Source organism: Paenibacillus eucommiae (assembly GCF_017874215.1).
Lineage (GTDB): Bacteria > Bacillota > Bacilli > Paenibacillales > NBRC-103111 > Paenibacillus_AI > Paenibacillus_AI eucommiae.
In genome coordinates this window covers 45052-56078 of the sequence record NZ_JAGGLB010000018.1, presented here as the reverse complement: position 1 = coordinate 56078, position 11027 = coordinate 45052, and the positions used below count along the sequence as shown (strand labels likewise).

Annotated in this window: 9 protein-coding genes; 6 read left to right on the top strand and 3 right to left on the bottom strand. The window is 43.5% G+C overall.

The window, feature by feature from the left end; all coding sequences use genetic code 11:
* Positions 1-45: 45 nt before the first annotated feature.
* Positions 46-576, bottom strand: a complete 531-nt coding sequence (locus J2Z66_RS23715; RefSeq protein ID WP_209975052.1) for a hypothetical protein — start codon at positions 574-576, stop codon at positions 46-48.
* 294 nt (positions 577-870) lie between these two features.
* Here J2Z66_RS23715 and J2Z66_RS23710 point away from each other — a divergent pair, with 294 nt between their 5' ends.
* Positions 871-1092: a helix-turn-helix domain-containing protein gene (locus J2Z66_RS23710; protein ID WP_209975050.1), complete on the top strand. Its 222-nt coding sequence runs from the start codon at positions 871-873 to the stop codon at positions 1090-1092.
* 174 nt (positions 1093-1266) lie between these two features.
* Here J2Z66_RS23710 and J2Z66_RS42900 read toward each other — a convergent pair whose 3' ends face one another.
* Together J2Z66_RS42900 and J2Z66_RS23700 are read right to left on the bottom strand one after the other, a co-directional pair.
* A complete protein-coding gene (locus tag J2Z66_RS42900) occupies positions 1267-1428 on the bottom strand; it encodes a hypothetical protein (RefSeq protein ID WP_245375789.1) in 162 nt (53 codons plus the stop codon).
* Positions 1429-1652: 224 nt separating this feature from the next.
* The gene (locus J2Z66_RS23700; RefSeq protein ID WP_209975048.1) at positions 1653-3233 is read right to left on the bottom strand and encodes a type 2 periplasmic-binding domain-containing protein; all 1581 of its coding nucleotides are present in this window, start codon (positions 3231-3233) and stop codon (positions 1653-1655) included.
* Between the two features lie 148 nt (positions 3234-3381).
* Between J2Z66_RS23700 and J2Z66_RS23695 the strand changes: the two genes are divergently transcribed.
* From J2Z66_RS23695 to J2Z66_RS23675, 5 genes are all read left to right on the top strand, one after another.
* The gene (locus J2Z66_RS23695) at positions 3382-5697 is read left to right on the top strand and encodes an AraC family transcriptional regulator (RefSeq protein WP_209975046.1); all 2316 of its coding nucleotides are present in this window, start codon (positions 3382-3384) and stop codon (positions 5695-5697) included.
* Positions 5698-5896: 199 nt separating this feature from the next.
* Positions 5897-6844 (top strand): carbohydrate ABC transporter permease, encoded by a 948-nt coding sequence (locus tag J2Z66_RS23690; protein WP_209975044.1) that lies wholly within the window; start codon positions 5897-5899, stop codon positions 6842-6844.
* A gap of 47 nt (positions 6845-6891) precedes the next feature.
* On the top strand, positions 6892-7728 hold the full coding sequence (locus tag J2Z66_RS23685) for a carbohydrate ABC transporter permease (protein ID WP_209975041.1): 837 nt from the start codon (positions 6892-6894) through the stop codon (positions 7726-7728).
* Between the two features lie 42 nt (positions 7729-7770).
* Positions 7771-9264 carry a type 2 periplasmic-binding domain-containing protein gene (locus J2Z66_RS23680; protein ID WP_245375788.1) on the top strand — a complete coding sequence of 498 codons (1494 nt, stop codon included), beginning with the start codon at positions 7771-7773 and terminating at the stop codon, positions 9262-9264.
* A gap of 126 nt (positions 9265-9390) precedes the next feature.
* Positions 9391-10986, top strand: coding sequence for a LamG-like jellyroll fold domain-containing protein (locus tag J2Z66_RS23675; protein ID WP_209975040.1), 1596 nt, complete (start codon positions 9391-9393; stop codon positions 10984-10986).
* Positions 10987-11027: the final 41 nt, after the last annotated feature.

The following is an 11027-nucleotide window of genomic DNA, read 5'->3' as shown; positions in this document are numbered from 1 at the left end:
TCGTATCCGTTTTTATCAGGTTTATTTATGCGTTTTACATCCTTTTTACTCTCTTGGCGGGACGGTCACAGGATCATTTTTATAATCCCAAAACGACCAGGTTTGATATCCATCCACGAGCTGCCTGGCTTCTTCGCTTGAAACATCACTTGTTTGATAATAACTGGAATGAAAAGTGGCCTGCGATTCTGCTTCTTTTTGTATTTGGAAGGAAATTGAGGCCTGCGGATAAATGCGTTCTTCAGTAAAATATTTTTTGAAAAACTTTCCCTCGATGACCTCACTTTGAAATTGTGTGCTGAGCAGCAGTTCTTTCGTTTTATAAAATATGTCCAGCCTTTCAGTCTCATCAATCTCCTTTTTGAGGGAGTATGTAAACTGAAGGGATGCAGGAGAGAAGCGAACCTGTAAGCTATTTAACTGTGCATGTTCCGCGCGAATTTGCTTTTGGAAATTTTTGAGCTGATCAGTTGACACCTTTGTATAGCTCGTACAGCCAGCTGCAAAAAGCGCCAGCAGGATGAATGCGGCCAGCAAAAAGGCCAGGTTGAATATATTTTTCGGAAGACGCTTCATTTGGATGATCCCGTCCTTTATCTATGACAAACCGTGTCATTGCTAGAACATAGTTGTTCAACTTAGTATACCATGAAAAGAAATGACTTTCGCTATCGAGGGGGGGCTGGAGGAAGGCGGGAAGTATGGACCTGATGATGGTTTTGCTCGTGCTCCAATAAATAGTTTGCAATAAACCGCCCATTTTACAGGACTAATCGCACCAATATTAACAGCCCTTCATAAAATGAATTTGACTGTATCCCTTTACCTTGTAACTCCCAATACCCGAGCAAGGAGGGGTGACACTAATCCATGGGCAACGACCACAAAAGCAAGTTTTTACTAACCAATCGGGAACGCGAGGTCTTCGAACTCCTGGTCCAAGACAAGACAACTAAAGACATTGCGCAGCAGCTATTCATCAGTGAAAAGACAGTCAGGAACCACATTTCCAATGTGATGCAAAAGCTAAACGTTAAAGGTCGTTCACAAGCGGTTGTCGAGCTAATCAAGCTTGGGGAGTTAAAGATATAACCCCCTGCGATGTCCTATAGCCTTCGACTCAGCTCTCTTTTCCCACCCCATACCCGGGTTGGCAGAAGAGGGCTCTTCTGTTACATAGGCAGTGGAAGCAGAGTACCTGAAAAATCCCTGGCAGATACTTGCTCTGTCAGGGTCTTGAGTTTAAATAAATAGCTAGGAGAATATTCATGTGCGCTGCCGCACTCCTGAGAAAAATTCTTCAACAACCTCTACATCGGTACGGCTGGTATGAAAGACGTATAATTCACGCATCGGATACAGTTTATGAAAATGCTTATAACCGCTCCAGGCTTCCTGAGGGTCATCGTAATCCTGAATAACTGCCATATCTTCAAGACTCCGCACTCGGTTGTTGGAGCTCGCTTTAATCGTTTCCACCAACACTAAACGACTCGGATGTAGTTTGGTAATCTCTTCCCATTTCACCAGCTTCACCTCGCTTGATCTGCTTTGTTTTTATTACATCACAAACGAGGAGATGGCAAGGAATAGGGTGTAATGATGTCCTTAAATGGCGCAATTCCTGCGCATTCATGATCTTTGACGAATTCTCACTGCTGAGGATCCGCTTGTCTGATTTTATAATAATACTGCTTGAAAATCGTATTGCCCTGATACTGATTCATTAGAATATCCCGATAGGCTGGCCAGTTTTTAGCGGAGCGTTCTTCAAATAGCAATTTGGTCTGGAATTCATTCTGCTTCTTGCGCATCGTTTGAACACTGATATCAATGGGAGGTGTCAATGATGTACCAACCCCTTTTAGAACAGGGATTTGCGTGATAAATTGTAAGATACCCTGATCACGAGCAGTAAGCATCGGATCATTCACCGTCAATCCGAACACTTCTGGTGACTCTGGTGTGAAAAACTGCCACTGCGTAGGAATTACAGCGGATGTTTCTTGGTGCTTCGGCGGTTGGATCTGTGTAATAGTAGAACCAGTTCGCTTGTAATGGATGTTCTCTTGCCCATAGTGAGTCATAATGAAGCCTTCTTCACTGCTAAGCCAGTTCAATATTTCTGTCATTTTGATTTTCTGATCCGTTGATGCCATATTCGAGAATACGAAGGAATGGAGGGGATAGGCTCCTGCTCTCAAAGGGGAATGGCCAAAAGGATTGAACGGCACCCATTCGGCATTCGGATCAAGCTGCTTCGTTCGATTCTGAACACTCATCGGATAAGAATCGAAAGCGAACGTCTTTTGTTCAGACAGCACCACACCTGCTTTTCCTTGAATCGCTTTGTCGATATGCTGCCCATCTTTGTTCAGGAACCAATCGGGATCAACTACTCCTAATCGAATGACATGAAGTAAATCTTCAATGACTTGCTCGACACGCAAATCCGATTGCATGTCGACTAATTGTCCGCTCTCATTAAGATAATAAGGGAAGATCAAGTCATGCTTCACAAATTCAGGCCAATCTGTTGATAATTGCGAGCTGTTACCCGATGTCGTAAAACCATACGTATCTTTTAACCCATTGCCATCCGGATCATCAAGCGTAAACGCTTGCAATACTTGCACATATTGCTCATAATTAGTTGGAACGTCCAGGCTCAGATGATCCAGCCAGTCTTTGCGAATGTAGTAAGACCGGTATGATTTATGATCATAGGGCACAGGTGCACGCAAGAATGAATTTGGCAGCTGGAATTCTTTCAGCTCCTTCTCACTAATCCAATAGCGAAAATAGTTTGGCATATGCTGCGGTGTCAGATAGAAGGAGATATCCGCTACGGTATTGTTGTTTGCGGCAACCACACTATCGTCATCCGAGAGATTGAGCCATAGATCTGGCGGGTTATTCGAGATGAGATAAGAGGAGAGCGCTGTATTATACCCGTGGTTGGCTTCCAGCCAAGTAATGGTGAGGTCAACTTGGAATTGTTCCTCAATGTAGCTTCGAATAAAATCTGCTTCTGGTAGAATCTCATCAGTCGTATCCAGTTTTGGGATAAAGAAATGCAGCTGTGTTTTACCATTGGCATTTACAATGGCTCCATCTTTATTTTTATTGCCTGTTATTCCGAATCCATCAGGCATAGGAAACATCAGCAGCCCCACCCCGATTACAATCGCGGCAGCAAATACGGACAAACTAATTTTCAATATGCGGTTCACCTTATCAAGCCCCCAGTTTGCCTTTAATCATTAAAGAAATCCAAGCGTACAAGCTGATCTCATTGTATACTGGATACCTGTAGAAAGAAAAGACCAAAAACGCAGTTTTGGATGATTTAAATTTTGGATTATTTAATCGAGGTGCAAGATGAAGAAGAGATGGTTTAATCGGTTATTGCTGTCTTATCTGCCTGTACTATTCGTAGTGAGCTTGAGTATTTTATTGATTACTTATTTGACCTTATCCCAAGTGTCCAAGCGTGCAGCACACAATGCGAGCAAAGTATTGTCCTATACGATTATGCAATCTCTGGACAACATACTTGAGAACATTGAAAGCATGACAGTGAAAGAAATTCTTGAAAACGATCTTCTCAAGCAATTTTTTCAGCGTGACAAGCAAAACTACAGTCCAAATGATGATTATCGGGCAGCGGCAGTTCTGAACGAATTGATGGAGCGCAATGCATTCATTCATTCGATCTATTTGTTGCGAACGACAGAAAGTTTGGTATTAACGCCAACCTCCTTAACCAAGCTGAATGAATTTGGTGACCGCACCTTTGTTAGTACTCAGATTTCTACGAAATCGCCCTTTAAATGGCAGGAGCGTAGAATCTATCAAACGAGTCTTGGTGACTCGAAAGGCACAGAAGTGATTACATTGGTGAAGTTTGCGAATTTATCCGATCGCAGCTTGATAGTCGTGAATGTCAGTACAGCTAAATTGAGTGAATGGATCCGGACGATGTCCGATGCACGCATGTATTTTGTAGATTTGATCGATCAAGATGGACAATTAATTACATCCAATCGAAATGTGAATCTTACTGCTGGTGACGAGGCGGCTCCTTCGAATGGCAAGGAATGGTCACGTGTGCAATCTACTTATACTAATTGGAGTATACGAACTGGAAGTGATGGGACAGGTGTCGTGGAATGGGTCTCCTCACTCTTTTACATTTGGATTGGACTTGGTTTTATGATATTAGCCGGCGGTATTATTTGGCTGGTATATATTTCGCGCCGCAACTATCGTCCCTTTGTTTCGATGGCATCCAAAATTTCGGCCTACGCAGAAGAGCATAGACAAGAACTGAAAACGCGGGATTCGATGGATGAACTGAAATTCATTGAGCATGCCATGGAAGATTTGATGGCGTACTCTTCTGATTTGCAGCAGCAAAATCTTACTAATATAGGCTATCGCAAAAAACATACTTTTTTGAGTCTCGTAGAGGGCATTCCCGATCATCGAACGGAGCAGATTAAGGAGGAGCTGCGTGAGTATGGCTTTGTATTTCCAACAGATCATATCGCAGTAACTGTGCTTGAAATTGATTGTTTTTCTTCTTTCAGCAACCGGTATTCGCATCGTGATCAGCAGCTGCTGAAGCATGTAGTTGCATCGGCCGCGCAAGAAATGGCAGATCAGCAGCACATTCCAATTTGGTGTGAATGGTTGGATCATCATCGGCTAGCCTGCCTTTACTTTCTGGAGGATGAGGCTGCTCTTAGTCTATCAGCCGAGAAAAGTGATTCTCGCCGGATAGAAGACGAATCATCACAGTCATCGCCAGATTTCTTGGGAGAGCGAATTAGTCCGCTTGCTGACAAAATCAGAGAATGGGTGCAGGACAATATGTCCTTCACGGTTACAGTAAGTATGGCAGATCAAGCAGCAGGCTTGACCCATATTGCTCCTGCCGCACGTCAAGTGATCCTTGGTTTGGAATGTAAAATCTCATTAGGTGTGAACCGGGTCATTGACATGAGACAGAGGGCGAATTGGAAAACAAGTGAAAACTTCCATCATCAACAGTCTATAAGGATGTTGTGCCAGAAATTTCGTGCAGGTGAGTCGGAGTGGGAAATTCAGTATGCGGATTTGGCAGACACGTTGTCGTTGTATGTTTTCAATCGCTCCTCCATTGAGAGTCTGTTTGACTATTTCGTTTATTACTTGGATAAAGAAATGCAAGATCTTCCAGCAGAATTCCGTGATCCTTGGGGAGATGTTCATGCTCAGTTGAAACAAGTCGTCCAATCGGAAGAAACATTGGATCAGATTTGCCTAAGATTCGGGAACATTTTGGAGAAAGCTGCTTTGCAAATGAACGAATTAAGAGCGAGCAAGAACAATCATCAATTAATCAAACAAGTGAAGTCGTACATCAGTGAGCACTTTGCGAATCCAGAGCTGTCATTGAATCATCTAAATGGTGAGTTTGGTATGAACGCAAGCTATCTCAGCCGATTGTTCAAGGAAGAATTCGGAGTCAAATTTATCGATTATGTATCCCAGGTCCGAATCGAGCAAGCCATTGTAATTTTACAAAAAAATGAGTCGATAACAAACCAGGAATTAGCGGAAGAAGTAGGTTATTCAAATGCGATAACTTTTACAAGAGCGTTCAAAAAGTACACAGGAAGTACACCAGGTCAATATCGCAAACCGCAGTAAGCTGAATATCAGGTTTTGAAAAAGACTATATAGGAACCCGTGAAAACCTTGATATATCAAGGTTTTTTCTGTTTCGTAAAAAAACGACCGTCAGTAAAATATTCGTGTATGTACGATAATTCTTCATTCATGATAGATTGAAAGCGGAACAAAGAGAGCACTCAGCGAAAAGAATCACACATCAGGAGGAGGTGAAAAAATGCCAAAAGAAGCGATTGAGTTAAAGAGCACTCGTGTCAAAACCAAGGTGTGGAGACAACAAGAAAGTGTTCAAAGAATGTGGTTTATTATGATTGCTGTAGGACCCTGTTTGTTGGGTTATTTGCTTTTTACACTTTATCCCAATCTGATGTCTGTCTGGTACGCATTTTTGAATTGGGACGGATTGAGCCCTGCCAAGTTTGTAGGCCTCGATAACTTTAAGCATATGTTCCAGGACCCTTTTATTGGCAGAGCGATCTATCATAATATTCTTCTGATGATTTTTGCTCCAGGAGTTACGATTTTATTTTCCCTTGTTATCGCTTATTTGTTGGTGAATAAAGGCTACAAAGAAGCGGCCATTTACAAAATTTTGTTCTTCGTTCCGAACGTTCTAGCCATTGTCGTAGTGACATTGCTGTGGGCATTCATATATGACGGAAGCTATGGTTTATTGAATGGTCTTTTGAAGACAATTGGAATTGACAATCAGAATTTCTACTGGCTTGGGGATAAGAAAACAGCATTATGGAGCTTAATTCCGCCCATGGTATGGAGCGGTGTCGGGTTGTACGTTATCATTTTTATGAATGCGATGCGTTCCATCCCATCTTCTCTCTATGAGACAGCGATAATTGAAGGGGCTAATCACTCGGTTCGTTTATTCAAAATAACACTTCCGCTCATTATGCCAATTGTAAGGGTTTCCATCATTTTCTTGACACTTGGCGTGCTGAAAGGCTTTGAGATGGTCCTGATTATGACCAATGGCGGACCAGCAGGTTCAACCGACGTTATTGGACTTTATATCTTTAAGCTTGCTTTCGGAGACAGCTATCGCAGCTATGGTTATGCTTCTGCAATCGGGTTAGTACTGTTCGTTGTGTTAGTTTTTGCTAAGCTAATCATTGACAAATTTGTACCTTCGGAAGGCAATGAGTATTGAGTACTAGTGTGTAAACGGATATTCCGAAACGGAAGGGAGGATTAGCTATGGAGCAGAAAACAACACCCATTGATTATTTATGGCGATCATTGCTGCTGATTTGGGCAATTACGATCATCTTTCCCATCGTCTGGCTGTTGTACGTATCACTGAAAACGAATCGTGAATTTTTTCAGGATATTTGGTCCTTGCCAAGTAAGCTGAATTGGGGCAACTATAAGAAGGCGTGGTTATCTTACGAGATGGGAAAAGCTATGCTGAACACATTGTATTATGTCGGTGCCAGCTTAGTGCTGGGAACCTTATTAACGACTTTGAATGCCTATGCGTTAACTAGAATGAAATTTAAAGGAAGACAATTCATTTGGGGTTTAATTATGATGTCCTTATTCCTTCCGGGTATCAATGCTCTTATTCCACAGTACATTCTCATGCGGGATTTGGGCCTGACCAACAGCTTAACAGGATTGATTATTTTAGATAGTTTCGGAGAAAGCGTGTTCTACTTGATGCTGCTAGGCGGCTTCATGATGTCTTTGCCAGGTGAGCTCGAAGAAAGCGGCCGCATTGATGGAGCATCTTTGTTCCAGGTATTCTGGAAAATCATTATTCCGTTATCTACGCCAGGGATCGTGACAGTAGCTATATTTAAATTCCTGGGGCTTTACAATAATTTCTTGCAACCCTTTATTTACTTGAGTGACCCTAGCAAATACACAATTGGGGTTAACATGTATAAAGCCAATCAAATGATGAAGTACACTTCAGACTGGGTTACCCTGTTTGCAGGTGTGGCGATTGCCATGATCCCATCTCTCATCATTTATATATTATTCCAACGTCAAATTTCGGATGGAGCTACGATTGGGGCCGTGAAAGGATAGGCTGTGAAGAGAGCACTACATTATTTTTAGGAGGGGTTTACATTGAACAGAACGAAGAGGAGAACAAAGCAAGGAACAAGAATGGCAACACTACTAGTAACTGTATTACTTACATTATCCATGGTACTAGCTGCTTGCAGCTCAAGTGAGACTAAACCAACCAGTAGTCCTTCGGACAATCCATCGCCATCTGGATCAGCAACAGAAACGGAAACCTATCCAGAGAACGGCTTGCCGAAAAATGAAGAAGTGACCCTGAAGGTAGGATTTTTCTTAGCTGGCATGGGGCAGGAGTGGTACGATCAAGCGGTTAGCACATTCACTGCCAAATTCCCGAACGTCAAAATCGATACACTCTCCTCCCCGACGATTGGAGAAATTATCGAAACGAAAATTGCAGCTGATAATGATAAGGAAATGTTTGATCTATACAATGGAAGCCCTGCAGGGGGAGCCGCCACAACAGCTTCACTCGTGCAAGCAGGTAAGCTGGAACCGTTAGATGAGCTATGGGATTATAAAGTATACGATGCAGACGGCAAAACTTTCAAGGAAACAGTACAGGAAGGAACACTTGATATTGTTGAGCGGATTAATGACAAGATCTATTCTTTACCACTGTTTGGCAATGGCGGAGGTCTATTCTACAACAAGAAGCTATTCGAAGAAAAAGGTTGGAACCAGTCCCCTCAAACTTGGGATGAGTTCGTTCAGATGCTGGACAAAATCAAATCGGATGGCGTCATTCCCATCACATTCCCAGGACAATATACGTATTATCTTGATTATGCCTTTGGTCCTGTTAAATCGTTCGAGCTTGCGGATCATGCAGGGAAACTAGAAGAATTCACAACCAACTTCCGTAATTATAATTTGCCCTCGTTTACTTCAGAAGAAAATAAAGAGCGGATGAATCGCATTTATGAACTTGGAAAAAAAGGCTTCTTCCCTAAAGGAATTGCAGCACTCAACCATACACAGTCCCAAATGCAAGTATTACAGGGTGATGCAGCATTGGTTTCCACTGGCGTATGGGTACAGAATGAAATGAAGGAAGCAACACCTGAAGGATTCCAATGGGGCTACATGGCAGTACCTTTCGGATCTAAAGCTGAAGATACCAAATGGATGTATCAAACACCACAAAGCTCATTCTACGTATGGGCTAACAAGCCAGACCTGAATAAAAAATGGGCGAAGGAATTCCTCGTTTGGATGTTCAATATGGACATTCAAGTCTTGATTGGTGAGAAAGGCGGACAATTGCCTTTACGCAAAGATTATGGAGACGATGCGGCACGCTTGGATAAATTGCCTGATGCACCTAAAGCGATGCTTCAATATATCAAAGATAATAAAGTGAAATCGGAAAATAATATGCGAAAAGTAACTCTAACAGATCCAGCCAAAGCTCAAGCAGATAAATTATTCTCGGAAGCCATTACTGATGTTGTAGAAGGTAAGCTTGATCCTGCCAAATTATTAGAGGAAGCAGAAGCCTTAATGAAGAAGGCAGTTGAAGCACAAAAGAAATAATACAGGATCAAGGCTCGGCGCTAAAAGAGAGGGGATTACCTGTTGCGAGCGGATTTACGCATAGCAGCAGTCTTTCCCTCTGCCGATGAGTAGGAACATTTACTAAGGACAGAAGGGGATGCAGGTATGGACAAACGGGAGGAACAACCACTTTATAAACATGCAAAACGGATCGGACATTGGCCGCTGAGAAGCGATAGTAAGGACACTACATCATATGAACGTCATGGGATCACACAGGCCGTAAGGTTTGAGGAAGCGGCCATATTCGATGGCAAACTTTCAAGCATTGAGCTTCCGCATATAGAGGAGACGGATGGAAGGGCTCCCTTTAGCTTATCACTGGAATTTGAAATTGATGATGACCACGGATTTCTTCCAGGAGGATTATGCAGCCATTACTCTGAAGAACGGATGACAGGGTGGCACCTCTCTATTTTGTCACAGCCGGGTGTTACGTCCACACAGGCGAACTGGCGCAACTTGCAGTTCGGATGGAGCACGGGAGCTGCAGCGGATGAATGGAAGGATTGGGGCTGTCCAGGGAATGGGAAAATGGTTTGTTCCTTGTGCGTTCATGAAGGGGATCTCTATGCAGGTATTTATGATGATGCACGTGATCATCGCGGCCGGGTATACAAGCTTGGTGAGGATGGGAACTGGGTGGATTGCGGTAACCCGGATGATAGCAATTCGGTTTGGTCAATGGCTGAATTCAACGGCAGCCTGTATGCGGGGACTATGCGCTATAAAGCGGCTGGTTCGGCTTTACCCGAATCGCCCAATCAGGTGGCCGGGGGGCGTATTTACCGGTATGAAGGCGGACAAACATGGAGCTATTTCGGTGAACTGCCCATTGAAGGAAACGACAGCATAGGTGCTTTAACGGTATATGACGGAAAATTGATTGCGATGTCCTTTTATCCCCACGGGATCTTCGCTTTTGACGCTGACGGAAGTTGTGAGCCGCTTGGCGCTCCTGGACCTGAAGGCATCACGAGAACAATGACGTTAACGCCTTTTCAGGGACGGTTGTTTGCGGGATGCAATGAAATCATGGGGATATGGAGCAGAACCTTGCAGGATCCTTGGATTAGCAGCAGCGAGTTGACGAATTGCGATCAAGTTTATTGTTTTACAGTATTTCATAATGCCTTGCTTACTGGAATTTGGCCTGAAGCACGCATGCTGCAATATGAAGGCGGCACTTCATGGAGTGATTTAGGACTTATGGGAGAAGAAAAAGAAGTGATGGGTGTATCGGTATTTAACGGTCGTCTATATGGAGGCACCTTGCCGGGCGGGCAGGTGTATCGGTATGCCGGAGGTTCGTCATGGGATTTGGTTGGTGTGCTGGAGCCGCCTGAGCTTGATGTTCTTCTGCGTCGTGTATGGTCGATGGCTGTTTATAAAGGCCAGCTTTTTGCAGGCACTCTTCCAAGCGGGAAAGTATGGAGCTTGCGGAATGACCCGCTTGCCACTTGCGATTTTGGGTTATCCTCCGGCTGGCACCGCGCTGTTGTCACCTATGATATGGAGCAGCTTTCGCTGTATCTGGACGGACAATTCATTGCTTCCGCTACTTTCCAGAATGAGAACAGAGGGGACTTGAGTATGCTTCCACTGAGCTTGGGGAAAGGTCCGCAATGTCATTTTTCGGGCCGGATTCGTGAAGTGGAGTTGTTTGACGAAGCCATTTCAATCGATCAAATGAAAAAATGATTTGCCGCACGTGTTTCATCTATTTTAATTCAGGAGGTTAC